Origin of the sequence: Ectothiorhodosinus mongolicus (assembly GCF_022406875.1) — a bacterium.
GTDB classification, from domain to species: domain Bacteria; phylum Pseudomonadota; class Gammaproteobacteria; order Ectothiorhodospirales; family Ectothiorhodospiraceae; genus Ectothiorhodospira; species Ectothiorhodospira mongolica.
The window spans coordinates 1,273,414-1,297,625 of record NZ_CP023018.1 but is presented as its reverse complement, the minus strand read 5'-3'; the positions used below and the strand labels follow the sequence as shown (position 1 = coordinate 1,297,625).

At 54.8% G+C, this 24,212-nt stretch carries 38 protein-coding genes and 1 pseudogene; 9 read left to right on the top strand and 30 right to left on the bottom strand.

From position 1 onward, the window contains the following. Positions 1 to 3 precede the first annotated feature (3 nt). The 9 genes from menD (at position 4) to hemG (ending at position 9,373) form a co-directional block, all read left to right on the top strand. A complete protein-coding gene (gene menD, locus CKX93_RS06205; protein ID WP_076755798.1) occupies positions 4 to 1,692 on the top strand; it encodes a 2-succinyl-5-enolpyruvyl-6-hydroxy-3-cyclohexene-1-carboxylic-acid synthase in 1,689 nt (562 codons plus the stop codon). Continuing rightward, entirely contained in the window at positions 1,689 to 2,447 is a 759-nt protein-coding gene (gene menH / locus CKX93_RS06200) for a 2-succinyl-6-hydroxy-2,4-cyclohexadiene-1-carboxylate synthase (RefSeq protein WP_076755797.1), read from the top strand. The genes menD and menH overlap by 4 nt, the downstream gene beginning before the upstream one ends. Then, positions 2,444 to 3,295: a 1,4-dihydroxy-2-naphthoyl-CoA synthase gene (menB, locus tag CKX93_RS06195; protein WP_076755796.1), complete on the top strand. Its 852-nt coding sequence runs from the start codon at positions 2,444 to 2,446 to the stop codon at positions 3,293 to 3,295. The genes menH and menB overlap by 4 nt, the downstream gene beginning before the upstream one ends. Further along, complete coding sequence (locus CKX93_RS06190) at positions 3,292 to 4,287, top strand: enolase C-terminal domain-like protein (protein WP_076755795.1); 996 nt, start codon at positions 3,292 to 3,294, stop codon at positions 4,285 to 4,287. Before menB ends, CKX93_RS06190 begins: the two co-directional genes overlap by 4 nt. Beyond that, positions 4,284 to 5,651 carry an AMP-binding protein gene (locus CKX93_RS06185; RefSeq protein WP_234982824.1) on the top strand — a complete coding sequence of 456 codons (1,368 nt, stop codon included), beginning with the start codon at positions 4,284 to 4,286 and terminating at the stop codon, positions 5,649 to 5,651. The genes CKX93_RS06190 and CKX93_RS06185 overlap by 4 nt, the downstream gene beginning before the upstream one ends. Further along, the gene (locus tag CKX93_RS06180; RefSeq protein ID WP_076755793.1) at positions 5,648 to 6,085 is read left to right on the top strand and encodes a PaaI family thioesterase; all 438 of its coding nucleotides are present in this window, start codon (positions 5,648 to 5,650) and stop codon (positions 6,083 to 6,085) included. Before CKX93_RS06185 ends, CKX93_RS06180 begins: the two co-directional genes overlap by 4 nt. Next, complete coding sequence (locus CKX93_RS06175; protein ID WP_076755792.1) at positions 6,082 to 7,530, top strand: DUF2867 domain-containing protein; 1,449 nt, start codon at positions 6,082 to 6,084, stop codon at positions 7,528 to 7,530. The genes CKX93_RS06180 and CKX93_RS06175 overlap by 4 nt, the downstream gene beginning before the upstream one ends. A 62-nt stretch (positions 7,531 to 7,592) precedes the next feature. Then, positions 7,593 to 8,042 (top strand): SRPBCC family protein, encoded by a 450-nt coding sequence (locus CKX93_RS06170; RefSeq protein WP_076755791.1) that lies wholly within the window; start codon positions 7,593 to 7,595, stop codon positions 8,040 to 8,042. Further along, positions 8,033 to 9,373, top strand: a complete 1,341-nt coding sequence (hemG, locus tag CKX93_RS06165; protein ID WP_076755790.1) for a protoporphyrinogen oxidase — start codon at positions 8,033 to 8,035, stop codon at positions 9,371 to 9,373. The genes CKX93_RS06170 and hemG overlap by 10 nt, the downstream gene beginning before the upstream one ends. Here hemG and CKX93_RS06160 read toward each other — a convergent pair. The 30 genes and pseudogenes from CKX93_RS06160 to CKX93_RS06015 form a co-directional block, all read right to left on the bottom strand. After that, positions 9,370 to 10,272 carry a prenyltransferase gene (locus CKX93_RS06160; protein WP_076755956.1) on the bottom strand — a complete coding sequence of 301 codons (903 nt, stop codon included), beginning with the start codon at positions 10,270 to 10,272 and terminating at the stop codon, positions 9,370 to 9,372. The two genes, hemG and CKX93_RS06160, sit on opposite strands and share 4 nt — an antisense overlap. A 223-nt stretch (positions 10,273 to 10,495) precedes the next feature. Next, positions 10,496 to 10,861, bottom strand: a pseudogene (rplQ, locus tag CKX93_RS06155) (50S ribosomal protein L17); the annotation flags it as partial. A gap of 40 nt (positions 10,862 to 10,901) precedes the next feature. Beyond that, the gene (locus tag CKX93_RS06150) at positions 10,902 to 11,906 is read right to left on the bottom strand and encodes a DNA-directed RNA polymerase subunit alpha (protein ID WP_076755789.1); all 1,005 of its coding nucleotides are present in this window, start codon (positions 11,904 to 11,906) and stop codon (positions 10,902 to 10,904) included. Positions 11,907 to 11,939: 33 nt separating this feature from the next. Further along, positions 11,940 to 12,560, bottom strand: coding sequence for a 30S ribosomal protein S4 (gene rpsD / locus CKX93_RS06145; RefSeq protein WP_076755788.1), 621 nt, complete (start codon positions 12,558 to 12,560; stop codon positions 11,940 to 11,942). A gap of 14 nt (positions 12,561 to 12,574) precedes the next feature. Continuing rightward, positions 12,575 to 12,964 (bottom strand): 30S ribosomal protein S11, encoded by a 390-nt coding sequence (gene rpsK, locus CKX93_RS06140; RefSeq protein ID WP_076755787.1) that lies wholly within the window; start codon positions 12,962 to 12,964, stop codon positions 12,575 to 12,577. 27 nt (positions 12,965 to 12,991) lie between these two features. After that, positions 12,992 to 13,348 carry a 30S ribosomal protein S13 gene (rpsM, locus tag CKX93_RS06135; protein WP_076755786.1) on the bottom strand — a complete coding sequence of 119 codons (357 nt, stop codon included), beginning with the start codon at positions 13,346 to 13,348 and terminating at the stop codon, positions 12,992 to 12,994. A 68-nt stretch (positions 13,349 to 13,416) separates the two neighbouring features. After that, entirely contained in the window at positions 13,417 to 13,530 is a 114-nt protein-coding gene (gene rpmJ, locus CKX93_RS06130) for a 50S ribosomal protein L36 (protein ID WP_076755785.1), read from the bottom strand. A gap of 21 nt (positions 13,531 to 13,551) precedes the next feature. Further along, positions 13,552 to 14,892, bottom strand: coding sequence for a preprotein translocase subunit SecY (gene secY / locus CKX93_RS06125; protein WP_076755784.1), 1,341 nt, complete (start codon positions 14,890 to 14,892; stop codon positions 13,552 to 13,554). An 18-nt stretch (positions 14,893 to 14,910) separates the two neighbouring features. Further along, entirely contained in the window at positions 14,911 to 15,342 is a 432-nt protein-coding gene (gene rplO / locus CKX93_RS06120) for a 50S ribosomal protein L15 (RefSeq protein ID WP_076755783.1), read from the bottom strand. Between the two features lie 3 nt (positions 15,343 to 15,345). Beyond that, complete coding sequence (gene rpmD / locus CKX93_RS06115) at positions 15,346 to 15,534, bottom strand: 50S ribosomal protein L30 (protein ID WP_076755782.1); 189 nt, start codon at positions 15,532 to 15,534, stop codon at positions 15,346 to 15,348. Between the two features lie 3 nt (positions 15,535 to 15,537). Further along, on the bottom strand, positions 15,538 to 16,044 hold the full coding sequence (gene rpsE, locus CKX93_RS06110) for a 30S ribosomal protein S5 (RefSeq protein ID WP_076755781.1): 507 nt from the start codon (positions 16,042 to 16,044) through the stop codon (positions 15,538 to 15,540). Between the two features lie 14 nt (positions 16,045 to 16,058). After that, entirely contained in the window at positions 16,059 to 16,412 is a 354-nt protein-coding gene (gene rplR / locus CKX93_RS06105; RefSeq protein ID WP_076755780.1) for a 50S ribosomal protein L18, read from the bottom strand. A 15-nt stretch (positions 16,413 to 16,427) separates the two neighbouring features. Then, on the bottom strand, positions 16,428 to 16,961 hold the full coding sequence (gene rplF, locus CKX93_RS06100; RefSeq protein ID WP_076755779.1) for a 50S ribosomal protein L6: 534 nt from the start codon (positions 16,959 to 16,961) through the stop codon (positions 16,428 to 16,430). A gap of 14 nt (positions 16,962 to 16,975) precedes the next feature. Next, positions 16,976 to 17,371 (bottom strand): 30S ribosomal protein S8, encoded by a 396-nt coding sequence (gene rpsH / locus CKX93_RS06095; protein WP_076755778.1) that lies wholly within the window; start codon positions 17,369 to 17,371, stop codon positions 16,976 to 16,978. A 14-nt stretch (positions 17,372 to 17,385) separates the two neighbouring features. Continuing rightward, positions 17,386 to 17,691: a 30S ribosomal protein S14 gene (rpsN, locus tag CKX93_RS06090; protein WP_076755777.1), complete on the bottom strand. Its 306-nt coding sequence runs from the start codon at positions 17,689 to 17,691 to the stop codon at positions 17,386 to 17,388. Positions 17,692 to 17,702: 11 nt separating this feature from the next. Then, entirely contained in the window at positions 17,703 to 18,242 is a 540-nt protein-coding gene (gene rplE, locus CKX93_RS06085; protein ID WP_076755776.1) for a 50S ribosomal protein L5, read from the bottom strand. An 11-nt stretch (positions 18,243 to 18,253) separates the two neighbouring features. Further along, on the bottom strand, positions 18,254 to 18,574 hold the full coding sequence (gene rplX, locus CKX93_RS06080; protein ID WP_076755775.1) for a 50S ribosomal protein L24: 321 nt from the start codon (positions 18,572 to 18,574) through the stop codon (positions 18,254 to 18,256). Between the two features lie 24 nt (positions 18,575 to 18,598). Then, positions 18,599 to 18,967 (bottom strand): 50S ribosomal protein L14, encoded by a 369-nt coding sequence (rplN, locus tag CKX93_RS06075; protein ID WP_076755774.1) that lies wholly within the window; start codon positions 18,965 to 18,967, stop codon positions 18,599 to 18,601. 38 nt (positions 18,968 to 19,005) lie between these two features. After that, positions 19,006 to 19,272: a 30S ribosomal protein S17 gene (rpsQ, locus tag CKX93_RS06070; RefSeq protein ID WP_076755773.1), complete on the bottom strand. Its 267-nt coding sequence runs from the start codon at positions 19,270 to 19,272 to the stop codon at positions 19,006 to 19,008. A 4-nt stretch (positions 19,273 to 19,276) separates the two neighbouring features. Then, positions 19,277 to 19,474, bottom strand: coding sequence for a 50S ribosomal protein L29 (rpmC, locus tag CKX93_RS06065; RefSeq protein WP_076755772.1), 198 nt, complete (start codon positions 19,472 to 19,474; stop codon positions 19,277 to 19,279). Then, the gene (gene rplP, locus CKX93_RS06060) at positions 19,474 to 19,887 is read right to left on the bottom strand and encodes a 50S ribosomal protein L16 (protein WP_076755771.1); all 414 of its coding nucleotides are present in this window, start codon (positions 19,885 to 19,887) and stop codon (positions 19,474 to 19,476) included. The genes rpmC and rplP overlap by 1 nt, the downstream gene beginning before the upstream one ends. 10 nt (positions 19,888 to 19,897) lie before the next feature. After that, complete coding sequence (rpsC, locus tag CKX93_RS06055) at positions 19,898 to 20,587, bottom strand: 30S ribosomal protein S3 (RefSeq protein WP_076755770.1); 690 nt, start codon at positions 20,585 to 20,587, stop codon at positions 19,898 to 19,900. Between the two features lie 12 nt (positions 20,588 to 20,599). After that, entirely contained in the window at positions 20,600 to 20,938 is a 339-nt protein-coding gene (rplV, locus tag CKX93_RS06050; RefSeq protein ID WP_200799820.1) for a 50S ribosomal protein L22, read from the bottom strand. A 4-nt stretch (positions 20,939 to 20,942) separates the two neighbouring features. After that, positions 20,943 to 21,215, bottom strand: coding sequence for a 30S ribosomal protein S19 (gene rpsS / locus CKX93_RS06045; RefSeq protein WP_076755768.1), 273 nt, complete (start codon positions 21,213 to 21,215; stop codon positions 20,943 to 20,945). Between the two features lie 19 nt (positions 21,216 to 21,234). Beyond that, complete coding sequence (gene rplB / locus CKX93_RS06040) at positions 21,235 to 22,059, bottom strand: 50S ribosomal protein L2 (protein WP_076755767.1); 825 nt, start codon at positions 22,057 to 22,059, stop codon at positions 21,235 to 21,237. Positions 22,060 to 22,077: 18 nt separating this feature from the next. Further along, positions 22,078 to 22,374 (bottom strand): 50S ribosomal protein L23, encoded by a 297-nt coding sequence (gene rplW / locus CKX93_RS06035; protein ID WP_076755766.1) that lies wholly within the window; start codon positions 22,372 to 22,374, stop codon positions 22,078 to 22,080. Then, positions 22,371 to 22,979: a 50S ribosomal protein L4 gene (gene rplD / locus CKX93_RS06030; protein WP_076755765.1), complete on the bottom strand. Its 609-nt coding sequence runs from the start codon at positions 22,977 to 22,979 to the stop codon at positions 22,371 to 22,373. Before rplD ends, rplW begins: the two co-directional genes overlap by 4 nt. Before the next feature lie 5 nt (positions 22,980 to 22,984). Further along, positions 22,985 to 23,629, bottom strand: coding sequence for a 50S ribosomal protein L3 (rplC, locus tag CKX93_RS06025; RefSeq protein ID WP_076755764.1), 645 nt, complete (start codon positions 23,627 to 23,629; stop codon positions 22,985 to 22,987). A 135-nt stretch (positions 23,630 to 23,764) separates the two neighbouring features. Continuing rightward, complete coding sequence (rpsJ, locus tag CKX93_RS06020) at positions 23,765 to 24,079, bottom strand: 30S ribosomal protein S10 (protein ID WP_076755763.1); 315 nt, start codon at positions 24,077 to 24,079, stop codon at positions 23,765 to 23,767. 5 nt (positions 24,080 to 24,084) lie between these two features. Then, positions 24,085 to 24,212, bottom strand: a 128-nt coding sequence (locus CKX93_RS06015; RefSeq protein WP_476700548.1) for an EF-Tu C-terminal domain-related protein, incomplete at its 5' end; no start/stop codon positions are given.

Below are 24,212 nucleotides of genomic sequence, written 5' to 3'. Positions count from 1 at the left end.
ATCATGAATCAGGCAATCAGCGAGGCCAACCTCAGACGTAGTTGCGCACTTCTTCAAGCGCTTTATGATCACGGTGTGCGTGAACTGTGCGTGGCACCCGGCAGCCGCAGCGCACCGCTGGTGTTGGCGGCGGTGCAATGGGCAGAGCACTATGCGGATATCAGCCTGCATACGCACTTTGATGAGCGCGGGCTTGGCTTTTTTGCCTTGGGGCTGATTAAGGCCAGCCAACGGCCTGTAGCCGTCATCACCACCTCAGGCTCGGCCGTCGCGAATATACACCCTGCCATCGTTGAGGCGCGCCACAGCCACTTGCCCCTGCTGGCTGTCACTGCCGACCGACCCTCAGACTTGGTCGGCTGCGGTGCCAATCAGACGATCGAGCAGCTTGATATTTTTCATCCCCAAGTGCGCCAGACTCTGGTACTCGATGAGTTAGAAGCAACGCATGCTCAGGATACTTTGCACAAGTACCTCATCGCTTGTTTGTCGCCCGCCAGCCGTGGCCCGGGGCATATCAATGTTCCCTTCCGGGAACCTCTGTATGCAATACGCAAACCCGCTTGGGACTTACAGCGCAGGCAAATCCCCAGCGGCTCACTAACTGCGATTGATTGGGCCGAGATGCCGACCCTCGATAAGCGCAGCTTGCTGGTCACCGGCCAGTTAAATCAGCAAGAAGCGAGCGCTATTCTGGGATTAGCACAACGCACCGGCCTATCGATACTGGGTGATGTAGGCAGCGGTTTGCGCTTGTATGCCCACCCACAAGTGCTGAATTACGCCAGCTTGGCCACATCCCATCGCGAGTGCCGGCAACACCTGGATCACTACGAGCAAGTCATTCAGCTGGGCGGGCGCTTGGTGAGTAAACAGCTGAATCAATGGCTGGCGGAGTTTCCGGGAGACTACTGGCTGATCGACAGCCATGGTGATTCTCTAGACCCCAGCCGCCGAGCCCAGCAAAGACAAGCGGATATCACGGCTTTTTGCCAGGGACTTAAGGGCATGCAAGCGATTGATACCCAACTAACCGCATTGCAACAGTGGATCGAACACGAATTAGACGACCTACTGGCTGATGGAGGCTCGAGCTTGCATCTGGCGCGCATGATCAGCCAAGAGTTACCCAGCGATATGACGCTAATGGTCGGCAACAGCCTCAGTGTGCGCTTAGTGGATTGGGTGTCTCAGGCGCGCCCAGACCGACTGCCCTCATTACTGACCCAGCGAGGCGCTAGTGGCATTGACGGGCTGGTGGCGACCGCCATGGGCGCTGCCCTGCATAGTCATGGCGGTCTGAGCTTGCTGTTGGGAGATCTCTCACTGCTGCATGACCTCAATAGCTTGGCCTTGGCCAAACATCAAACCAAGCCATTGGTGATCGTGGTGATTAATGATGATGGCGGGGGTATTTTTCATGGCCTACCCGCACGCGAGCAAAAAGACATATTTAAAGCGTTTTTTCAAACCCCACATGGCTTACAGTTTGCTGATATCAGTGCGCAGTTCGGCCTTAAATATTCAGCTCCCGAGTCCCTTGCAGCCTTTGGCGATGCCTACCGACAGGCTTGTGCTCACCCGGGGGTGAGCCTATTGGAGTACAAGGTGGTAGCGGAACACACGCAACAAGAATGGGAGCGCCTCAACGCCCATTTTCGCGGCACCGCCGAGCCCACTCGGCCAGCATGATGCTGCCCTTAGTTTTATTGCATGGTTTTTTGGGCAGCGGTGATGACTGGCAGGATGTGCGGCGCCACTGGCCCAATCAGCGCGCTCTCATCAGCCCAAACCTACCCGATGCTCAGACCCTAGCGGGTAGCGAAGATTCTGCGAATATTGAAGTGTACAGCCGATATGCATGGGAGCAACTCCAAACCAATTTGCCAGAGCAGTTTCACCTTCTGGGGTATTCCCTGGGAGGGCGTATTGCCATGCATTGGGCTTCTCAAGCCACAGGGCGCATCCAAAGTCTTTTGCTAGAGAGCGCGCATCCGGGACTGCCAAACCAGGCTGCAAGACGAGAACGCCTCATTCAGGATCGGCAGTGGGCTCAGCGCTTCGCCAGCGAACCGCTGTCTGAGGTGCTTCACGATTGGTATCAGCAAGCGGTATTCCAAGATTTAAGTGATTGCCAAAGAACGCAGCTGATCAGCGCTCGCCGCCGGCAAGATCCTGCTGCTATGGCTGCTTTAATGAGGGTCACCAGCCTCGGGGAGCAAGCAGATTTAATGACTCAGCTAAGCCAGCAGAAAACCTTCAAGGCCTATATCACCGGAGGCCAAGATGCCAAATTCATGGCCACAGCACAGGCCTTACAGGCCCAAAAACCCTGCTTGAAGCTGGTACTCTTTGATACCCTTGGGCATAACTGCCATGCGGGCGCACCCGCGGCATTTGCCGAACGCATAAGCCATCTCCTTAGCAACGAAGAACGCCCATCATGAGCACAGATACAGGATTTACCATCCGCCCGGGGGCTTCCTGGGAAGACCATACCGGAAGCTTTAGCGACATCCTCTATCACAAGGCTAAAGGGATGGCGAAAATCACCATTAACCGCCCCGAGGTGCGTAATGCGTTTCGCCCGTTGACGGTTAAAGAAATGCAACAAGCGCTGTCTGATGCTCGCTTTGATGAGAACATCGGGGTGGTGATCCTCACGGGAGCCGGTGATCTGGCTTTTTGCTCCGGCGGTGATCAGCGTGTGCGTGGCGACTCGGGGTATCGTGATGATGCCGGTGTGCATCATTTAAATGTACTGGACTTACAAAAAGAGATTCGCTCCTGCCCCAAACCAGTGGTGGCGATGATTGCCGGTTATGCCATTGGTGGCGGGCATGTATTGCATCTGATTTGTGACCTCAGCATCGCCGCTGACAATGCCCGCTTTGGACAGACCGGACCCAAGGTTGGATCGTTTGATGGTGGCTTCGGTGCCAGTTATATGGCCAGTGTGGTGGGGCAGAAAAAAGCCCGGGAGATCTGGTTTCTGTGCCGCCAGTATGACGCCCAACAGGCTTTGGATATGGGACTGGTCAATACCGTGGTACCGCTGGCTAACTTGGAAATCGAGACAGTCACTTGGTGCCAACAAATTCTTCAACACTCGCCCATTGCCCTGCGCATGCTCAAATCCGCCTTTAATGCCGGACTCGATGGTCAGGCCGGGATTCAAGAATTGGCCGGCAATTCCACGATGCTGTTTTATATGACCGAAGAGGGTCAGGAAGGGCGCAACGCCTATCTGGAAAAACGCCGGCCCGACTTTGGTAAGTTCAAGCGCCAACCGTGATCACCCGCTTGCAGCTTTGGCGTTATCGCCTGCCCTTGCAAGCGCGCCTGTCTCTGGGTGTAAAGACGCTGGATGTTCGCGAGGGCCTGCTGCTGGAATGGCATGGCCAATCACCCGAATCGATATGCTGGTCTGAAATAGCCCCCTTGCCCGGCTTTAGTCGCAGCACGCTGGCATGCTGTGAACAACAAATACTCGATTTGCTGAATTCCGCTGCTAACTGGCGACAAAGCCTCCAACAAGCACCGCTTGATTGCGCAGAGGAAGCGCGCTTTGGGATTGAAGCGGGGCTATTCCAGATGCAACAAAACCTCTCTTTTGCCGGCCCTGTTGCCTCATGCAGGCTTTGGCGTCATGACCAGACATTACCCGAGCTGGGTGCAGCCGATTGTCTCAAAATCAAAGTGGGAGCGAAGGATTTTGCCACTGATCAGGCGCGTATCCAAGTAGCCTTGAGTGCCTTGTCACCCGGGTCTACTCTGCGCATCGATGCCAATCGCTGCTGGAATCTGGAGGCCGGCCGTGCATTGGCCCAAGGCCTCGATATCCGCGCCATCGATTATGTGGAAGAGCCATTGCCCGCCGGCGGCGATTATGCGCTTTGGTGGCAGGAGACCGGCCTACCCTTTGCTTTGGATGAAACCCTGCGCGACTGCTCTGAGGCGAGCTTGGCTGCGCTGCTGCGGTTGCCGGGCTTAAAGGCTTTGGTGATCAAACCCATGTTGCTGGGTTTAGAGCGAAGTTTGCAGTTGATTTATGCCGCCAATGAGTGGCAAAAAACCATCGTGCTCAGTGCCGCTTATGAAAGCAATCTGACGCTGGATTTTTATGCTGCGTTGGCCGATCACTTAAAGCTTTCTGGCCCGCATGGACTCGATACCTTTGGGGCATTAACGGCAGCCCTGATTCAACCGATACACAGTCAGCCACAGCATGCGCATAAACCCGTGATGGAGCGCAAGCACATGCAATGTCTGGGGAGTTGGTCTTGACCGACTGTTTATTAAGCCAGGCGGCTGAGCGCCACCCGGGCAGTGTCGCCGCTTGCGGACCTGACATCGGTTCGGTGGACTATCATTCCCTGCATACACGCGTTAGCCTGCGGGCTAAAGATCTCCAGCAGCAAGGCCTCAGACCTCAAACGTGGGTGGTGCTGCAAGCCAGTACTGATCTACAAACCCTGATTGATCTGCTGGCTGTGGCGCGCGCTGGCGCTTGGGCTGTTCCCATCAATTCCCGGCTGCCACCCGCTTACCTAGAACAAACTTTGATAGCGGCACAGCTACATCACTTTAGTCTCGTGCCTGGACAGTCGTTAACACCCATGCCGTCATCAAGCACCGCAGCTCCGCACTTAAAAGAAAACTTTGCTGCGGATGAGCCTTGGAGCGGAATACTCACCTCCGGCAGTAGCGGCATACCGAAGTTAGCAGTGCACAGCCATGAAAACCTGGTGCGCAGTGCTCAAGGAGCCAATACACTCGCCCCCTTAGATCATATGGACCGCTATCTACTGTCATTGCCGCTTTATCATGTCAGTGGCTTGGCGATCGTGTTTCGCTGCATGCTGGCGGGGGCCGCCATGATTTTTGGTGAACAGGCGCAGGACGGGGATTTTCTTTCCGCATGGCAGGTCACCCATTTGTCCTTGGTGGAAACTCAGCTGCGCCGGCTGCTGCAAGCCCCGAGGTTACCCAGCACCCTCAGTCAGCTGCTTATCGGCGGCGGACCTGCTGATCCGCAACTGTTACAACAAGCTGCGGATAGAGGCTTGAGCTGTTGGATGAGCTATGGTTTAACGGAAATGACGGCTCAGGTATGGACCCGTGACCCTCAGGGAAAAGGGCATTTATTGCCGCATCGGGAGCTATGCCTTGCGGACTCAGGAGAGATTCTGGTTCGGGGTCAGACCCTGTTCCTAGGCTATTGGCGTGGCCAAAGTCTGGATCCAGCGCGCGATGCTGATGGATGGTTTCATACCGGAGATCTTGGCCGCTGGGAAAATGGCGAGCTATGCGTTGTCGGACGCGCCGACAATCAGTTCATCAGCGGCGGTGAAAATATCCAGCCAGAGTCGATTGAAAGGATACTGAAAACACATCCTGATATTCTGGAGGCCATTGTCGTTCCTTACCCCGATCCTGTTTATGGCGAACGGCCCATGGCCTTTGTGACTTCCAACAATCCCATCGCAACTGAACAGCTTCAGGCTTGGCTGGGCACCCAGCTGCCGAGTTTTATGCTGCCATTGGCTTTTCTGCCCATGCCCGAGCAGACTGGCATCAAACCCAGGCGCCGCGAACTGCAGCTGCTCGCCCTGCAAGCTTTGCCTTATCAGGACCCAAATAGCCCATGAAACCCAGTTGGCGTAGACCCACCGATTTAGCGATTTTGAACGCGCAGTTTCAACAGGGACTGATGGCGCGCTTGGGTATGGAAATCACGGCCATTGACGACCTGGGGCTGAGCGGACGTATGCCGATTGATGAACGCACGCTGCAACCCATGGGTTTGCTGCACGGCGGCGCCAGCGCTGCACTGGCCGAGACTTTGGCGAGCCTGGCCGCTTCTTTGACCTGCCCTGATGACACGCTGGCTTTGTGTCTGAGTCTGGATATTCAACATGTGCAAAGCGGCTCAGGCGGCTGGGCGAATGGCACCGCGCTGCCGCGGCAATTGGGCAAGCGATTGCAATTGTGGCAAGTTGATATTCGCAACGAATCGGGCGAACTGCTGAGTACCGCCATGGTGCGCATGCTGTTGAGGAAAAATGAGGGTGCCGTCACATGAGCAGCCCATCATCTCAAGAGCTTAGCTTGGTGTTTGGTGCCAGCGGCTATATTGGCTCAAATCTCGTACCGTGGCTAATCACCGCCGGCCATTCTCGGATACGCGCAGCAGCGCGCAATCTATCGGTGCTACAAGCCCGTGGCTGGGCGGATGTTGAATGTGTTGCCGCCGATGCACTGAAACCCGAGACGCTGGCGGTTGCCTTAGAAGGGGTCACCACGGCTTATTACTTGGTGCATTCCATGGGCGCGGGCAAAGCTTTTGGCGATCTGGATCTTTTGGCTGCACGTCATTTTGCGCAGGCGGCGGCCGATGCTGGGGTAAAACGTATCATCTATCTGGGCGGCCTTGCCCCCGAATCAGCGCGCTCAGAGCATATCGTCTCACGTCGTCAGACGGGCGATGAATTGCGCCGCGGCACGGTGCCGGTGATTGAATTACGCGCTGGGATCATTGTTGGCCCGGGTTCTGCGGCCTTTGAAGTCATGCGGGACCTGGTGTTGCATCTGCCGGTGATGCTGACACCACGCTGGGTGTCTCGACGATCACCCCCTATCGCTTTGGAGAATTTATTACATTATCTAACGCAGGTGGCTCGCTTAGATGAGTCCGTGCATGGTGAAATCTTGGATACCGCGGGATCGGAATATCTGACTTATGGCGAGATGATGAGGATCTTGGCCGAGGAAGCCGAACATCGCCCACCGCTGGTTATTCCAGTTCCTCTGCTGTCCCCTAAACTCTCATCTTATTGGCTGCATCTGGTGACTTCGGTACCCACCCCTATCGCCCGCGCACTTATTGAGGGATTAAAAGAAGATTATGTGGCGCATGATGCTAGGGCTAAGGCCCTGATGCCGCAAAAGCTGTTGGGCTTTCGCGCTGCGGTGAAACGCAGTTTTGCTGCTGAACGTGAGCATCGGGTTGCGGCGCGATGGACAGAAGGCGCTTTTGCCTTCCGCCAACAACGCTTGGACTATGGATTTTACGCTAAAAAAGCCATGGGTAGCGCTTGGTCTTCTGCTTCGCCAGAAGAGGTATGGAGGCTGGTGCAACGCATTGGTGGTCAACAACGCTACTTCGCCCTCAATACACTATGGACATTGCGCGAGTGGTTAGACTGGATGCTGGGTGGGCCTGGCCGCAATCGCGGCAGACGCGACCCTGACCTACTCCGCCTGGGCGATATGGTCGACTCTTGGCGAGTGGTTGCCATGCGAGAGGAACAAAGCTTGACCTTGGCCTTTGGCATGCGGGTACCAGGCTCAGGTATTCTGGAAATCTGTATCAGTCCAAAAAATGAGGGGACGCAGATTGAGGTACATAATTACTGGCATCCTGCCGGTTTTTGGGGCCTCCTGTATTGGTACGCCATGGCGCCTGCCCATGCCATCGTTTTTGATGCCATGGCGCGCGGAATCGCCAAACAGGCTGAACACTCTTGATCGGCGCTGAGCGCTTGGGTGTCTAGCCATGATGACGCCAAAAACACAACGGGGAGAATAGAGTGCCTTCCATCGAACACGATATGTTGTTTCCAGCCGCACCTGAGGAAGTATTTGCCTTGCTGCGCCGTGTGGATGAGTTTCCGCGCTATGCCGATGCGGTGGAATCAGTGACTGCCCTGGATGAGGTCACTTATCGCTGGAAAGTAAAAACCAATGGCATGAGTTTCAGCTGGGACGTAGCCATTGTCGAGGAAGAAGCCCCCACCAAACTCAGTTGGGCCTCACGAAGCGGCATTCCCAATACGGGGCGCTATCGCTTGTTCGCCGTGCCCGGAGGCACACGAGTACGCCTCGTTATCGAGTATCACCTACCGAGTAAATTACTGGATAAAACCGTGGGCCGCGTGGCTAAGCCGATTATTTCGCATATCAGTGGCCAAGCATTTGAACGCGTCAGACGCGCTCTGATTCAGGATAAACAAAAGCAGGAGCAGACTACATGCGCGTAGCCATCATTGGCGCTGGTATCAGCGGACTGAGCACGGCTTTTTACCTGCAACGCTCCCGCAGCGATGCGCAGATACATATCTATGAGGCCAATGCGCATGCCGGTGGCACATTGCATACCCGCGATCTGGATGGCTTTTTATTCGAGGAAGGTGGCAATGGCTTTTTGAGCAACAAGCCGGACATGTTGAAACTGGTGGAAGATTGCCAAGGATTGCATTTATTGATGCGCAGCGAAGATGCCTCGCGCAAGCGCTTTATTTATACCGATGCCATGCATGCTTTCCCAGACAGCCCACCCAAATTCCTGAAATCCAAATTGCTGACTCTGCCGCAAAAGCTTCGTGTCGCTGGCGAGTTTTTTATCCCTGCGAAAAAAGACGATGTGGATGAAACCCTGCAGGCCTTTGGCTATCGCCGCTTGGGGCAAGCGTTTACAGATGTTTTTTTAGATGCCATGACGGCGGGCATTTATGGCACGACAGCAGATCGGGTCTCAGTGCAGGCTGCTTTCCCGCTGGTCACTCAACTAGAGCGCGATCATGGTGGTTTATTCAAGGGCATGCTGGCCCGCCGCAAGAAAAGTGCGGGACCCGGCGGTGTTCTGATGAGCTTCAAAGGCGGCATGAGTCGCATCATCGAGCACTTGCAGGGCCAAATTGAAGCCACATGGCACCTTGGCACCAGCGTCGAGTCCATCACTCGCGAAGGCGCGCAATATGTGGTGCGCACTCCAGATAGCAGTGTGAACTTTGATCAGGTGATTACGGCTGTACCAGCCTATTGTGCAGCGCCCATGTTCCAAGAACTCGACCCCCAGTTGTCTGAGCAGTTGGCTGCTTTATCCTACTCTCCCATTGCGGTGGTGGGTTTTGGCTGGAAACAACTGGATCATGATTTGGATGGCTTTGGCCTTCTGACGACAGCCACAGCACCGCTACCGTTTTTGGGTGTATTGTGGGACAGCAGCATCTTTCCCGACCGAGCGCCGCCAGGAATGAAAAGTGTGCGCATTATGCTCGGTGGACAGCGCTCACCAGAGAAACTCGAATTGAGTGATGAGGCGTTGATTGCCGAATCACGACGCGGCTTGGCGGAAGCATTGGGCATCACTCAGGAACCCGATGCGACCATGATTAAATGCTGGCCCAAAGGCCTGCCCGGATACCCGGTTGGGCATATCAAAGCGGTCGATCAGATCATGGATCGCGCTGAGCAATATCGTGGCCTTCATATTACCGGCAATGCCTTTCGCGGCATCGCCATGAATGATTGCGTGCGTAACGGCCGAGCCACGGGCGAAAAAGCGGCTTTTTTTGGTCGGGTGAACTAGAGCAGCGGTAAACAACTCACTAGATATAGCAACGCAAATACGGCGAACAATCGACCGGTTTGCTGGGGTAACGCCTGGGCCTGAACCGAGCGTGTAACAACGGCACGCAGCGGGGTAATGGCAAAAGGCAGCGATAATATGAGCGGCCAGAATATCGGCAAGAGTTCGGCTCGCCACAAGAAAAGACACATCAGATAGCTGCCGACCAGGCCCAATGCAAAAAACACGCGGGCCGCAGGCACACCAATGCGCACGGTCAAGGTACGCAACTCGTTTGCGCGGTCTTTGTCATAGTCACGAATCTCATTACCCAGCAAGACTAGGGCGGTAAACAGACTAAAGGGGACGCTCATCAGCAGCACTTGCAGGGATAAAGGCGCGCCCATAGCCATCGCTGAACCACCTATCAGAAGGATCCCCATCAGCCAAAACACCATGAACACGCCGAGCCCTCGGCGCTTATAGTGAATCGGCTCAGCGGAATAAAAATAGGCACCCGGCAAACCAATCGAGATCAATAGCAGCAAAGGCCAACCGCGGTGTAACACCAGACCCAGCCCAATCAACAAGGCGATGCCCAAAAAGATCAAGCCGACGCGATAGTTTCGGTGAATCGCCGTGATGGCCTGGGTCAACAGGGCCGCTGAACCAGAATCCGCGCGCTGCAGCTCCGCCTGAAGCAGGGGCAGGTCGGCGTGATCATTAATCAGATTGACTGCAGCTTGCAGTAGCATGCCGGCAAGGACGATGAGCAGCGCAAGCGTGATGGAACCATACCCCTGCTGATAAGCCAGCAAGGTGCCCAGGCCACAGGCCGACAAGGCCACCACAAAGGAAAACGGCCGCATCGCCCTCAAAAAGTCATAGGCTGCCATGGGTTTGAGAGCGCTGTGAGTCATAGCCACAAAAAGCAAAAGCCGACCCGAAGGTCGGCTTTCTCATAGCCCATTGCCACTTCAAGCTGGGCCATTACTCCTCAGACTTGGTTTCAGCCTTGGTCTTGGCCTTAGGCGTAGACTTGGCCTTGGCCTTCGGTTTCGCCACAGCCTCTTGGCTGGCTTCGACCGGCGCTTCAGTCACTTCAGGTTCCGCCGTAAGTTCAGGCTCTGGGGCCACTGTTTCCTCAAAATCGGGACGATCAACCAGCTCCACATAGGCCATCGGTGCGTTATCGCCCTTGCGGAACCCGCACTTCAAAATCCGCATGTAGCCGCCTGGGCGCGTTTTGTAACGTGGACCCAATTCAGAAAATAACTTGCCCACCACGGCATCATCACGCAGACGCGCGAAGGCCACGCGGCGCGTATGCACGCTATCATTCTTGGCCAGAGTGATCAGCGGCTCAGCAACGCGCCGCAGCTCCTTGGCCTTAGGCACGGTGGTCTTAATAGCCTCGTAGCGGAACAGCGACAAAGCCAACGACTGCATGGTCGCTTTGCGATGCGAGCTATTGCGGTTCAGTTGTCTTCCCGAGTGACGGTGACGCATGACTTCAGTTTCCTTGCATTAATAAGCTAGAACGCGTGGCTTAGCCGACGTTTTTCTTGTCGTGCTCTTTGAGCCCCGGCGGTGGCCAGTTTTCTAGGCGCATCCCCATGGATAGACCATGAGAGGCCAACACGTCTTTGATTTCGGTGAGCGACTTTTTACCCAAGTTAGGCGTCTTCAGCAACTCAACCTCGGTGCGCTGAATCAGATCACCGATGTAGTAAATATTTTCCGCCTTCAGACAATTGGCTGAACGCACGGTCAGTTCCAGATCGTCCACGGGGCGCACCAAGATGGGATCGACTTCCATGGAACGAGTCTCACGCGGCACGACTTCGTCACTACGTAATTCGACAAAGGCCATCAATTGGCTTTGCAGCACAGAGGCCGCCTCACGAATGGCATCATCCGGAGTGACGGTACCATTGGTTTCCAACTCGATGATCAGTCGATCCATGTCGGTGCGCTGTTCCACACGAGCACTCTCGACGCGGTAGGCGACACGGCGCACAGGGCTAAAGCTGGCATCCAGATAGAGTCGACCGGTCTTAGCTGTGTCATCTTCAGGGCCACGACGAGCGCTGACTGGCTGATAACCCCGGCCACGGCCTACCATCAACCGCATATTTAGTTCACCGTTTTTGGTGAGGTGCGCTATCACATGATCCGGATTAACGATCTCGACATCATGATCCAAGGCGATATCACCGGCGGTGACCACACCCGGGCCTTTCTTGCGCAGAGTCAGAGTGGCGTCGTCACGGTTGTGCATTCGCAGAGCGACGCTTTTCAGGTTGAGCAAAATATCGACGACGTCTTCTTGAACACCTTCGATGGCGGTGTACTCATGCAGCACGCCTTCGATTTCCGCTTCAAGAATCGCGGCGCCAGGAATAGAAGACAAAAGAATACGCCGCAGGGCATTACCCAGCGTATGGCCGAAACCGCGCTCCAGCGGCTCAAGAACCACGCGCGAGAGTTTGGCACTTTCCGCCTGAACCTCGATATGACGAGGCGTAAGCAATTCATTGACTTTGGCCTGCATTGAGGACCTCTTGTGCTGTTGCGTTTAGGGCGATTACTTGGAGTAGAGCTCGACCACCAGCGACTCATTGATGTCGGCTGGCAGATCACTTCGCTCTGGGATGCTTTTGAAGATGCCTTCCATCTTCTTAGCGTCAACTTCCACCCACTCCGGGAATCCAAATTGTTCAGACAAGGCGAGTGCGTCTTGAATACGCACCTGCTTGCGGGATTTTTCGCGAATCGTCACGGTATCGGTGGCTTTGACCTGATATGACGGGATATTCACCGCACTGCCATTCACCAAGATAGCCTTATGGCTCACCAACTGACGCGCCTCAGCGCGGGTCGTGGCAAAGCCCATACGGTAGACCACGTTATCCAAGCGGCATTCCAAGAGCTTTAACAGGTTATCACCCGTAGAGCCCTTGAGACGACTCGCAGTTTTGTAATAGTTGCGAAACTGTTTTTCGAGCACACCATAAATACGACGCAGCTTCTGCTTTTCACGCAGCTGCACACCATAGTCGGAGAGGCGAGTGCGCCGATCCCCATGCTGGCCGGGAGCTTTGTCCAGTTTGCACTTCGTATCCAGTGCACGCGCGCGGCTTTTAAGCGAGAGGTCGGTGCCTTCGCGGCGGCTGAGTTTGCACTTGGGTCCAATATAACGGGCCATGAAATTTCTCCAGTCTACACGCGGCGCTTTTTAGGCGGACGGCAGCCATTATGCGGAATGGGTGTGATATCGCTGATATTGGTGATTTTGTAACCCACATTGTTCAGCGCACGCACCGCAGACTCACGCCCTGGACCAGGACCCTTGACCAACACCTCAAGGTTTTTTAAGCCGTAATCTTGGGCAGCGGTCCCGGCACGCTCGGCTGCAACCTGAGCGGCAAACGGGGTGCTTTTACGTGAACCACGGAAGCCTGAGCCACCCGCTGTCGCCCAAGAGAGTGTATTCCCCTGACGATCAGTGATGGTGACGATGGTGTTATTGAATGACGCATAAATGTGCGCAATACCATCGGAAACCGACTTCTTGACCTTTTTCTTGGTCCGGGTGGAGGCTTGTGCCATACCTGTTGATTCCTGTGTTACAAAACTTTACTTGCGAATGGGACGACGCGGGCCCTTGCGGGTGCGTGCATTGGTGCGGGTGCGCTGGCCACGCAGCGGCAAACCGCGGCGATGGCGCAAACCCCGATAGCAACCGAGATCCATGAGGCGCTTAATGTTCATGGAAGTTTCGCGACGCAGATCACCCTCGACGGCGAACTTAGCCACTTCCGAACGCAGCTTCTCGATTTCTTCTTCCGTGAGATCACGGATCTTCTGTTCTTGTTTGATTCCTGCTGAGCCACAGATGAGCTGCGCGCGCGTCTTGCCCACGCCATAAATGGCCTGCAACGCAATGACCGCATGCTTGTGGTCGGGAATATTGACACCTGCTACACGAGCCATCCAGCTATCTCCAAAAACCGGCAGAAAAGCCGGCTATCTTAACTTGTGCGGTATATTGAATCAATGCCTTAACCCTGACGCTGCTTGTGACGCGGATCTGAACAGATCACCCGAACGACGCCATTACGCCGAACCACTTTGCAGTTGCGGCAGAGTTTTTTTACGGATGCGCGAACTTTCATTTTCTTTCCTCAGGGCCTTGCTTAACGCAACATGCCCGGCTTATTTCCAAACCCTTTCAAATTGGCCTTCTTCATCAGCCCCTCGTATTGATGCGACACGAGGTGCGCCTGCAGCTGCGCCATAAAGTCCATCACGACAATGACAATAATCAGCAGTGAGGCGCCACCGAAGTAGAAAGGCACATTCCAATACAAAATCAGAAATTCCGGCATCAAGCAGACGAGCGTGATGTATATCGCACCCACTGCGGTCAGACGCGTCATGACGCCATCGACATAGCGCTCAGTCTGCAGACCTGGACGAATCCCGGGAATAAAGGCACCAGATTTTTTCAGGTTTTCGGCGGTTTCGCGAGAGTTAAAAACCAATGCCGTGTAAAAAAAACAGAAAAAGATGATCGCGGCGCCATAAAACATCACATACAAAGGCTGCCCCGGCCCCAAAGCCGTCGACAAATCACGCAACCAAGTCACGCCCTCTGCCTGACCGAACCAAGTCCCCAAAGTGGCTGGGAAGAGAATAATACTCGACGCAAAAATAGGCGGAATCACCCCAGCCATATTCAACTTCAGTGGCAAATGACTGCTTTGACCACCATACACCTTGCGACCCACTTGGCGCTTGGCGTAATTCACCGTGATACGGCGTTGTCCGCGCTCAATAAAGACGATAAATCCGATCACGCCCAAACCCATGGTCAACAGCAAGAAGACGAAAGCCGGTGACAACTCGCCCGTACTGGCCAACTCTAGAGTGCCACCAAAAGCACCCGGCAAACCCGCCACAATACCCGCGAAGATGATCAAGGAGATACCATTACCAATACCCCGCTCGGTCACCTGCTCGCCCAACCACATCAAGAACATGGTGCCTGTCACCAGTGAAACCACCGCGGTGAACATGAAGCCTAAACCAGGGTTCAAAGCGATAGTGGCCTCACCCATCGTCTGCTGGTTAAGCGCAATGCTGATACCAACACTTTGCGCCAAAGCCAATACCAGCGTCCCATAGCGCGTGTACTGAGTGATCTTTCGCCGCCCGGACTCGCCTTCTTTCTTAATCTGTTGCAAAGCTGGGACGGTGGCGGCGAGCAACTGCATAATAATGGCTGCCGAGATGTACGGCATCACGCCTAAGGCAAAAATACTCAGGCGTTCTAAAGCACCCCCAGAGAACATGTTAAACATATCCAAAATGGTGCCTGACTGGGCGTCATAAAACTGTTGTAACGCAATGGGATCGATACCCGGCACCGGAATAAAGGTTCCGATACGGTAAACCACCAGCGCCATAACCACGAACAAAAGGCGCTGTCGGAGTTCTGTGAACTTACCGACACCGCCTAGAGAGGCACCACCCATTGGGTTGCTTGCGGCCACTTAGCCCTCGACCTTGCCACCGGCAGCTTCAATAGCCGCACGTGCACCCGGTGTCACGCCAATACCTTTGAGGGTCACGGCCTTCTCCAGCTTACCTGAGGCGATCACTTTGGCGCGTTTGGCAGTTGCCGCCACGACACCCGCAGCTTTCAGTGACGCTAACGTCACGTCGCCCTCGATCAAAGCAATCTCGTGCAAACGTACTTCGGCATTATCCTTCATGGTACGCGAGCGGAATCCCACCTTTGGCAGGCGACGCTGCAAAGGCATCTGGCCACCTTCAAATCCCACTTTGTGGTACCCACCAGAACGAGATTTCTGACCTTTGTGACCACGACCACCGGTCTTACCGAGGCCCGAGCCAATGCCACGGCCGACGCGCTTGGCATCAGGGCGGCTGCCTGGTGCTGGGCTGAGTTCATTTAATTTCATCACTTACGCCTCCTCCACTTTCAGGAGATAGGACACCTTGTTAATCATGCCGCGATTTTCCGGCGTATCGTTCACCAATACGGTGCGATGGATACGACGGATACCCAGGCCACGCAGGCAATCCTGATGGTTTTTCAGACGCCCGTGCTTACTGCGCACCAAGGTGACTTTCAGTTGTTTGTTATCGGCCATGACTTAACCCACGATCTCTTCGACTTTCTTACCGCGCTTGGCAGCGATGTGCTGCGGATCTTTCTGATCCACGAGGCCGTTCAAGGTGGCGCGAACCATATTGCCGGGGTTGCGTGAACCAATGCACTTAGCCAGCACATTACGCACACCCGCCACTTCAAAAACCGCGCGCATGGCGCCACCGGCGATGATGCCCGTACCTTCTGAGGCCGGCTGCATGAATACCTTGGCAGCACCGTGGCGAGCCGTCATTGGATAGTGCAATGTACCGTCCTTCAGAGGCACGCGCTGCATATTCTTACGGGCCGATTCCATGGCCTTTTGAATCGCTAAGGGCACTTCGCGCGCCTTGCCATAACCAAAGCCCACTTTACCGTTACCGTCACCGACCACTGTCAACGCAGTGAAACGGAATTGACGCCCGCCCTTGACCACTTTGGCCACACGATTGACCGTAATGAGCTTTTCCTGAAGCCCGTCGGTTTCGCTACTCGCACTCACTGTTGCCATTGCTTTACCCTTGCTCAGAATTGCAGTCCGCCTTCGCGGGCGGCATCAGCCAACGCTTTAACGCGGCCGTGATACTTAAAACCAGAACGATCAAACGCGACGCGGGTGATCCCTTTTGCAGCTGCACGCTCGGCAATCAACTTGCCAACAGCGGCCGCAGCAGCGGCATTGCCTGTGCACTTAAGCTCGCCGCGCATACCTGTTTCCAGAGTCGAAGCGGCGACGACGGTCTCCGATCCGCTGGGGGCGATAATCTGCGCGTACACATGCCGGGGTGTGCGATGCACACACAGCCGATGCGCGCCCAGTTCACGAATCTTATGGCGCGCGCGAGCCGCGCGGCGGAGTCTAGCGGGTTTCTTATCCATTGCGTTCACCTGGCCTTATTTCTTCTTGGCTTCCTTGCGAATGATTTGTTCATTCGCATAACGGACACCTTTGCCCTTATAGGGCTCCGGCGGACGATAACTGCGAATCTCTGCAGCTACCTGCCCTACCTTCTGCTTATCGATACCCTTAACCAGAATTTCAGTCTGGCTGGGGGTTTCAATCGTAATGCCCTCGGGCACTGGATATTCCACAGGATGGGAGAAACCCAGCGTTAAATTGAGCTTATTACCTTGAGCCTGAGCCCGGTAACCCACGCCCACTAGCTCGAGCTTACGCTCGAAGCCGGCGCTAACACCCTGCACCATATTGTTGATCAAGGCGCGGTAGGTGCCGGTAATCGCGTAGCGAGACTCGTCGCCAGCGGCAGGGCGCAACTGCAGCACACCACCTTCCTGAGCAACTTCAACATCTGCGTGGGCACGCAATTCCATAGCGCCCTTGGGACCTTTCACCAAGATACTTTCGGCGCCGACATTGATCTCAACGCCCTTGGGCAGGTTGATTGGGTTTTTCGCAACTCGTGACATGACTACTTATCCGATTAGGAAACGATGCAAAGAACTTCACCGCCCTGACCCTGAGCCCGTGCTTGTCGATCAGTCATCACTCCTTTCGAAGTGGAAACCACCGCCACGCCCAGACCGCCAATCACGGAGGGGAGTTCGTCTTTACTGCGATAAATGCGCAGTCCGGGACGGCTGATACGCTTCAGCTTCTCAATCACCGGACTACCCTGAAAATACTTCAACTTAATGGTCATCACCGCCTTCTTATCGGCTTCTGACACTTGTATGTCACCAACGTAGCCCTCGTCCTTCAGCACATTGGCGATAGCCAACTTCAGCTTGGAGGCTGGCAGGCTTACTTCTGTTTTTGCAGCGTGCTGACCATTGCGAATACGGGTCAGCATGTCAGCGACGGGATCAGTCATGCTCATTGATTTTATTCCTCTTACCAGCTCGACTTGACCAGACCGGGGACATCGCCCCGCATGGCCGCTTCGCGCAACTTATTCCGACCCAAGCCAAACTTCCGATAGTAACCATGGGGACGACCAGTCAGTCGGCAGCGGTTACGTTGACGCGCAGAACTGGAGTCACGCGGGAGTTTTTGTAGCTTCACCACTGCTTCCATACGGGTTTCATAATCCGTATCGGGATGGTTGATGATTGCTTTAAGCTCCTCACGCCGAGCGGCATATTGTTTCACCAACTGAGCGCGCTTGACTTCGCGTTGCATCATGGAAATCTTGGCCATGCGAAAACCTCTTAACTCTTGAAGGGGAAGTTGAACGCCTGCAATAGGGCGCGACCTTCCTCGTCCGTACGGGCTGTAGTGGTAATGGTGATGTCCATACCGCGCAGCGCATCAATCTTGTCGTAATCCACTTCCGGGAAAATGATCTGTTCCCGAACGCCTAAGTTGTAGTTACCGCGGCCATCAAAAGATTTGGCATTCAAACCGCGGAAGTCACGAACTCGGGGCAATGCGATATTCACTAAACGGTCGAGAAACTCATACATGCGCTCGCGCCGCAGAGTCACTTTACAGCCAATCGGATACCCATCACGGATCTTAAATCCAGCAATGGACTTGCGAGCCTTCGTAACTACCGGCTTCTGACCAGCAATCGCTGTCATATCGGAGACTGCATGCTCGATCACCTTCTTGTCCGCTACGGCCTCACCCAAGCCCATGTTCAGGGTAATCTTGGAGATACGCGGTACCTGCATTATATTCTCGTAGCCGAACTGCTGCATCAGCTGGTCGGTGACTTTGTCTTTGTAAAACGCTTTCAACCTAGCCATTTCTCTCACCCTCAGGACGCGTCAACGACTTCGCTATTGGACTTGTAGACACGCACTTTGCGACCGTCTTCCAATACCTTAAAGCCCACGCGATCACCCTTGCCCGTGGCAGGGTTGTACAACATCACATTCGATAGTTGCAGCGGCATTTCTTTGTCGATAATGCCGCCGGACACACCCGCGTAAGGATTGGGCTTTTGGTGCTTCTTCACCATGTTGATGTTTTGCACCAACACACGCTGATCTTCATAAACCTTGATCACGGTCCCACGCCGGCCTTTGTCCTTACCGGTAATTACGACAACATCGTCGCCTTGTCTGATTCTGCGCATCTCGTTTACCTCACCCTGATCCGCTTAGAGCACTTCCGGTGCCAGGGAAATAATTTTCATAAAACGCTCACCACGCAGTTCACGGGTCACGGGTCCGAAGATACGCGTACCGATGGGCTGCAATTGATTGTTCAGCAGCACCGCAGCATTGCGATCAAACCGGATCAACGAACCGTCGGGGCGCCGCACACCTTTGGCAGTGCGCACCACAACGGCGTTGTAGACTTCGCCTTTTTTCACCTTGCCGCGTGGGATGGCGTCTTTCACGCTTACCTTGACGATATCGCCCACAGCGGCATAGCGGCGATGGGAGCCTCCCAGCACCTTGATGCACTGCACTTTACGCGCACCGCTGTTATCTGCCGCATCTAAAACTGTCTGCATCTGAATCATGTGTGATCTCGCTTCTTCTCAACTTTTATCGCAGCAGCTTATTCCGGCGCCCGCTCAAGCACTTTGAGCAATCGGAAGTTCTTCGTGCGTGACATCGGACGGCTTTCTTTAATCAAGACGGTGTCGCCCATGCGCGATTCATTACCCTCGTCATGCACATGCAGCTTCGTGGAACGCCGCAGATACTTGCCATACAGAGGATGCCGAACACGACGCTCGATCAGCACTGTACGGGTCTTGTCCATCTTGTCGCTGACCACTCGTCCAGTGATCGCGCGCTGTTCTTTGACTGCTTGTTCGCTCATGAGATTACTCGCCTGCCCTTGCACGCTCATTTAATACTGTCTTGATGCGGGCAACATCCTTACGGATCTTACCGAAGCGATCAGGACGCGGTGGCTGCCCCGTACCTTTCTGCATGCGCATCTTGAACTGCTCTTTGAGAAGCTCCAGCAATTCTTTTTGAAGCTCCTCACTGGTCTGGCCCCGCACTTCATTCACCTTCATCACATCACCTGCCGGGTCACAAAAGTCGTTTTCACCGGGAGCTTGGCAGCAGCCAGACGAAATGCCTCGCGGGCCACCTCTTCGCTAACTCCTTCCATCTCATACAGAACGCGACCAGGCTGCACTTTGCATACCCAGTATTCCACGTTACCTTTACCCTTACCCATACGCACTTCTACGGGCTTCTTGGTCACTGGCACGTCGGGAAACACGCGGATCCAGATCTTTCCGCCACGTTTAATGTGACGGGTCATGGCACGACGCGCCGCTTCGATCTGGCGCGCAGTGATTCGACCCCGGTCAACGCACTTCAAGGCATACTCCCCGAAGCTAACGCTGCCCCCGGCAATCGCCATTCCACGGTTTTTGCCCTTGAACTGCTTACGGAATTTGGTTCGTTTTGGCTGCAGCATGATCTCTTCCTCAGTTCACCGCGGCCTTGCCTTCCGGGGCGGACTCTTCGGATTTCTTATCGAAATCAAAGACTTCACCCTTAAACACCCACACCTTGACACCAATGATGCCGTAGGTGGTGCGCGCTTCAGCAAACCCATAATCAATTTCCGCACGCAGGGTATGCAGGGGGACGCGGCCCTCGCGATACCATTCGCTGCGCGCAATTTCAGCGCCATTAAGACGACCCGAGACATGCACCTTGACGCCCAAGGCTCCAAGGCGCATCGCATTACCTACCGCGCGCTTCATGGCGCGGCGGAACATAATGCGACGTTCCAGCTGTTGCGCAATACCTTCGGCCACCAACTGTGCATCGGTTTCTGGCTTGCGAATCTCTTCAATATTGATTTTTACGCTCTGCGCGGGCAAGCCAAGGCGCTCCGATACGTCGCGGCGCAGGGCTTCGATATCTTCACCCTTTTTACCGATGACAATTCCTGGACGCGCCGTATGAATTGTGATGAAGGCCTGACGCGCGGGACGGGCGATTTCAATACGACTCACCGAAGCTTGCGAGAGTTTTTTCTTCAGATACTCGCGAATCTGCAAATCACTATGCAGATTATCGGCATAGTCACGACCATCGGCATACCAAGTAGATGCCCAGTCCGCAGATATCCCGAGGCGGAAGCCGATTGGATTAACTTTTTGTCCCATGAGAAAACCCCGTTATTTCGCGCTGACGGCCACAGTAATGTGGCTCGTGCGCTTGCTGATGCGATTGGCGCGCCCTTTGGCTCTCGCCTGAATACGCTTGAGTACTGGACCCTGGTCAACGCAGACGCGCGAGACCTGCAGCTCATCCACATCAGCGCCATCGTTATGCTCTGCATTGGCGATAGCTGACTCAAGAATCTTACGCACCAAATGCGCTGATTTCTTGGGACTGAAGTTGAGGACCTGCAGCGCCTTTTCTACCGGCAGACCACGGATCTGATCGGCAACAAGCCGACATTTCTGCGGTGATACCCGCGCGAATTTCAATTTGGCTACGGTTTCCATTTCCAAATCCTTACCTGGCCTTCTTATCGGCTATGTGACCCTTAAAGGTGCGCGTCGCTGCAAATTCACCCAGTTTGTGGCCAACCATATTTTCGTTGACCAGCACGGGAACATGTTGACGCCCATTATGGACAGCCAGAGTCAGCCCGACCATTTGCGGAATAATCATTGAGCGCCGCGACCAGGTCTTGATCGGACGACGATCGTTGGCGGCAGAAGCCTCCTCGACCTTTTTAATCAAATAATGGTCAACAAACGGACCTTTTTTCAGCGAACGCGGCACTGATTTACCCTCTCAACTCTTACTTGGACTTACGGCGACGCACGATTAAGTGAGTCGTCCGCTTGTTCTTGCGTGTTTTGTAACCCTTGGTGGGCACACCCCAGGGCGTTACCGGATGCAGACCGAAATTACGACCTTCACCACCACCATGCGGATGATCGACCGGGTTCATCGCTGTGCCACGAACCGTCGGACGTACACCCTTCCAACGCTTTGCGCCTGCTTTGCCATACTTACGCAGGCTATGCTCGCTGTTGCTGACCTCGCCAATGGTAGCGCGGCAGTCAGCATGCACCTTGCGCATCTCACCGGAACGCAAACGTAGGGTGGCGTACTGTCCTTCACGCGCCACCAACTGCACAGATGCACCGGCACTGCGAGCCAGCTGAGCGCCCTTTCCCGGGCGCATTTCGATACAGTGCACCACGGTACCCAGGGGGATGTTACGCAGCGGCAGCGTATTACCGGTGCGAATGGGCGCGTGGCTACCCGACATTACAGCATCACCCGCCTGCAAGCCTTTGGGGGCGATAATATAGCGACGCTCGCCATCGGCGTATAGCACTAAAGCGATGTGCGCGCTGCGATTGGGATCATATTCGATGCGCTCAACTTTACCGCCGATATCGTCTTTGTTGCGCTTGAAATCAATAACGCGATAGCGCTGCTTATGGCCACCACCAATATGACGCGTGGTGATGCGGCCTTGGTTATTGCGGCCGCCAGTACGCACTTTCTTTTCCAACAGCGGCCCAAAGGGCTCGCCCTTGTGCAGCCCGGGGGTAGTGTTGCGCACCATAAACCGCCGGCCGGCGGAAGTAGGTTTAGATTTAACAATTGCCATGTCAGCTTACCTTAATACTTATTCGTTGCCGGCCAATTCGATATCGTGACCTGGCTCCAGCGTCACATACGCCTTGCGCCAGTGATTACGACGACCCTGGAAACGGCCAATGCGCTTGCTTTTGCCCTGCTGATTCAGCACGCGAACCGAGGCGACTTTGACATCAAACAGCTGCTCAACAGCGGCACGTACTTCCTCGCGCGTGGCGTCAGTTGACACCTTGAATACGTGTTGATTGGCGGCGTCAGCTAGCATGGTCGCTTTTTCCGAGACAAGCGGGCCGACCAAAATCTTCAGAAGTCTTTCTTCTCTCATGACAACCACCCTTCAACCTGCTTCAGCGCCGCCACCGTGATCACCACTTTGTCAGCCCCAACCAAACTCACGGGATTCAGCCCGGAGACGGTGAGCACATCGACATGCGGCAGATTGCGGACGCCTAGAAATACATTGGCGTCGAACTCACTCAGAACGACCACACCTGAGGTGACATCTAATGCCTGCAACGCAGCGATCATCGCCTTCGTCTTAGGTTCGGCGACGGTGAAAGAATCAACCACCACCAAGCGCTCTTGACGCAACAGCTCAGAAAAAATACTGGCCATCGCGGCACGGTACATTTTCTTATTCAGTTTTTGCTCAAAACTGCGGGTTGAAGCCGCAAAAATCTTGCCGCCCCCACGCCAAAGCGGACTACGGATCGTGCCTGCACGGGCGCGACCGGTACCCTTTTGGCGCCACGGCTTCTTGCCGCCACCGCGCACCTGACTGCGAGTTTTTTGTGCCTTTGTACCAGCACGTGCACCCGCCATATGTGCCACAACCGCTTGATGCACTAAGGCTTCGTTGAAGTCACGAGCGAATGCACCATCAGCGACGGTGACATCCTTTTTCTCTCCAGCTGCGAGCTTAATCTTCATACTGCTCAACCTTTCGCTTTAACCGCGGGACGCACCATCACGTCACCGCCTTTCGAACCTGGCACGGCGCCAGAGATCAGGAGCAAGTTGCGTTCGACATCGACCTTCACGACGTGCAGGTTTTGCACTGTGCAACGCTCGTTACCCATATGGCCAGCCATCTTCTTACCCTTAAACACACGCCCAGGGGTTTGGTTTTGACCAATCGAGCCCGGCGCACGATGCGATCGAGAGTTGCCATGGGTTGCATCCTGCATACTGAAGTTGTGACGCTTAATGACACCCTGAAAGCCTTTGCCTTTACTGGTACCCGTCACATCCACAGATTGGCCGTCAGCGAAAAGACCGACCGTCAACTCCGACCCCACTGAGATATCTTCACCTTCAGCATCGCCCAAACGAAACTCGAACAGCCCGCGGCCCGCTTCGACGCCCGCTTTGGCGTAATGACCCGCCTGGGGCTTGCGCACACGGTTGGCTTTACGGCCACCCACGGCGACCTGCACCGCCCGATAACCATCACTTTCCAACTGCTTCACCTGGGTGACGCGATTTGGCTCGACTTCAATGACGGAAACTGGCTGTGACACCCCGTCTTCGGTGAAGACGCGGGTCATGCCCAATTTGCGACCGACCAGTCCGATTGCCATGACACTACCTCTGTACTCGCCCCCAAACAGCGGAGCGTAATCAATAATTTATAAACGTTCGGAAAACACAGCCCGGTACAAGACACCCTTGTACCGGGCCACGAAAAGCCCAACATTATGCCACAGAGAATGTGGCTAGTTAAGTTTTATTTGCACATCCACGCCAGCCGCCAGATCGAGCTTCATCAAAGCATCGACGGTCTTATCCGTCGGATCCATGATGTCCATCAGGCGCTTATGGGTGCGGATTTCATACTGATCACGCGCATCCTTGTTGACATGCGGCGAAATCAGCAAGGTGAAACGCTCCATTTTCGTTGGCAAAGGGATAGGACCTTTGACCCGTGCACCGGTACGTTTCGCGGTTTCCACGATCTCAGCCGCCGAGCGATCGATCAAACGATGATCGAACGCCTTTAACCGGATACGGATTCTCTGTTTGGCTGACATATGAATTACTCGATAATTTTCGCGACGACGCCGGCGCCTACGGTGCGACCGCCTTCACGAATCGCAAAACGCAAACCTTCTTCCATCGCAATCGGAGCAATCAGCGATACCGTCATCTTCACATTATCACCCG

What these genes read in the sequence shown, in the direction of transcription:
- rpsQ (WP_076755773.1), bottom strand. Translation starts at nt 19,272, where the DNA reads ATGAGCGAACAAGCAGTCAAAGAACAGCGCGCGATCACTGGACGAGTG.
- rpsN (WP_076755777.1), bottom strand. Translation starts at nt 17,691, where the DNA reads ATGGCCAAGATTTCCATGATGCAACGCGAAGTCAAGCGCGCTCAGTTG.
- secY (WP_076755784.1), bottom strand. Translation starts at nt 14,892, where the DNA reads ATGGGTGGTGCCTCTCTAGGCGGTGTCGGTAAGTTCACAGAACTCCGA.
- rplB (WP_076755767.1), bottom strand. Translation starts at nt 22,059, where the DNA reads ATGGCAATTGTTAAATCTAAACCTACTTCCGCCGGCCGGCGGTTTATG.
- rpsD (WP_076755788.1), bottom strand. Translation starts at nt 12,560, where the DNA reads ATGGCCCGTTATATTGGACCCAAGTGCAAACTCAGCCGCCGCGAAGGC.
- hemG (WP_076755790.1), top strand. Translation starts at nt 8,033, where the DNA reads ATGCGCGTAGCCATCATTGGCGCTGGTATCAGCGGACTGAGCACGGCT.
- rplF (WP_076755779.1), bottom strand. Translation starts at nt 16,961, where the DNA reads ATGTCACGAGTTGCGAAAAACCCAATCAACCTGCCCAAGGGCGTTGAG.
- rpsM (WP_076755786.1), bottom strand. Translation starts at nt 13,348, where the DNA reads ATGGCTCGTGTAGCAGGTGTCAATATTCCCGACCACAAGCATGCGGTC.
- rpsJ (WP_076755763.1), bottom strand. Translation starts at nt 24,079, where the DNA reads ATGTCAGCCAAACAGAGAATCCGTATCCGGTTAAAGGCGTTCGATCAT.
- rplN (WP_076755774.1), bottom strand. Translation starts at nt 18,967, where the DNA reads ATGATTCAGATGCAGACAGTTTTAGATGCGGCAGATAACAGCGGTGCG.
- CKX93_RS06160 (WP_076755956.1), bottom strand. Translation starts at nt 10,272, where the DNA reads ATGACTCACAGCGCTCTCAAACCCATGGCAGCCTATGACTTTTTGAGG.
- rplC (WP_076755764.1), bottom strand. Translation starts at nt 23,629, where the DNA reads ATGGCAATCGGACTGGTCGGTCGCAAATTGGGCATGACCCGCGTCTTC.
- rplW (WP_076755766.1), bottom strand. Translation starts at nt 22,374, where the DNA reads ATGAGAGAAGAAAGACTTCTGAAGATTTTGGTCGGCCCGCTTGTCTCG.
- CKX93_RS06175 (WP_076755792.1), top strand. Translation starts at nt 6,082, where the DNA reads ATGAGCAGCCCATCATCTCAAGAGCTTAGCTTGGTGTTTGGTGCCAGC.
- rpmJ (WP_076755785.1), bottom strand. Translation starts at nt 13,530, where the DNA reads ATGAAAGTTCGCGCATCCGTAAAAAAACTCTGCCGCAACTGCAAAGTG.
- menB (WP_076755796.1), top strand. Translation starts at nt 2,444, where the DNA reads ATGAGCACAGATACAGGATTTACCATCCGCCCGGGGGCTTCCTGGGAA.
- menH (WP_076755797.1), top strand. Translation starts at nt 1,689, where the DNA reads ATGATGCTGCCCTTAGTTTTATTGCATGGTTTTTTGGGCAGCGGTGAT.
- CKX93_RS06180 (WP_076755793.1), top strand. Translation starts at nt 5,648, where the DNA reads ATGAAACCCAGTTGGCGTAGACCCACCGATTTAGCGATTTTGAACGCG.
- menD (WP_076755798.1), top strand. Translation starts at nt 4, where the DNA reads ATGAATCAGGCAATCAGCGAGGCCAACCTCAGACGTAGTTGCGCACTT.
- rpmD (WP_076755782.1), bottom strand. Translation starts at nt 15,534, where the DNA reads ATGGCCGATAACAAACAACTGAAAGTCACCTTGGTGCGCAGTAAGCAC.
- rplE (WP_076755776.1), bottom strand. Translation starts at nt 18,242, where the DNA reads ATGGCTAGGTTGAAAGCGTTTTACAAAGACAAAGTCACCGACCAGCTG.
- rpsH (WP_076755778.1), bottom strand. Translation starts at nt 17,371, where the DNA reads ATGAGCATGACTGATCCCGTCGCTGACATGCTGACCCGTATTCGCAAT.
- rplR (WP_076755780.1), bottom strand. Translation starts at nt 16,412, where the DNA reads ATGGATAAGAAACCCGCTAGACTCCGCCGCGCGGCTCGCGCGCGCCAT.
- rpsC (WP_076755770.1), bottom strand. Translation starts at nt 20,587, where the DNA reads ATGGGACAAAAAGTTAATCCAATCGGCTTCCGCCTCGGGATATCTGCG.
- rplX (WP_076755775.1), bottom strand. Translation starts at nt 18,574, where the DNA reads ATGCGCAGAATCAGACAAGGCGACGATGTTGTCGTAATTACCGGTAAG.
- rplP (WP_076755771.1), bottom strand. Translation starts at nt 19,887, where the DNA reads ATGCTGCAGCCAAAACGAACCAAATTCCGTAAGCAGTTCAAGGGCAAA.
- rplO (WP_076755783.1), bottom strand. Translation starts at nt 15,342, where the DNA reads ATGAAATTAAATGAACTCAGCCCAGCACCAGGCAGCCGCCCTGATGCC.
- CKX93_RS06150 (WP_076755789.1), bottom strand. Translation starts at nt 11,906, where the DNA reads ATGCAGGCCAAAGTCAATGAATTGCTTACGCCTCGTCATATCGAGGTT.
- rpmC (WP_076755772.1), bottom strand. Translation starts at nt 19,474, where the DNA reads ATGAAGGTGAATGAAGTGCGGGGCCAGACCAGTGAGGAGCTTCAAAAA.
- rpsE (WP_076755781.1), bottom strand. Translation starts at nt 16,044, where the DNA reads ATGGCAACAGTGAGTGCGAGTAGCGAAACCGACGGGCTTCAGGAAAAG.
- rplD (WP_076755765.1), bottom strand. Translation starts at nt 22,979, where the DNA reads ATGAAGATTAAGCTCGCAGCTGGAGAGAAAAAGGATGTCACCGTCGCT.
- rpsK (WP_076755787.1), bottom strand. Translation starts at nt 12,964, where the DNA reads ATGGCACAAGCCTCCACCCGGACCAAGAAAAAGGTCAAGAAGTCGGTT.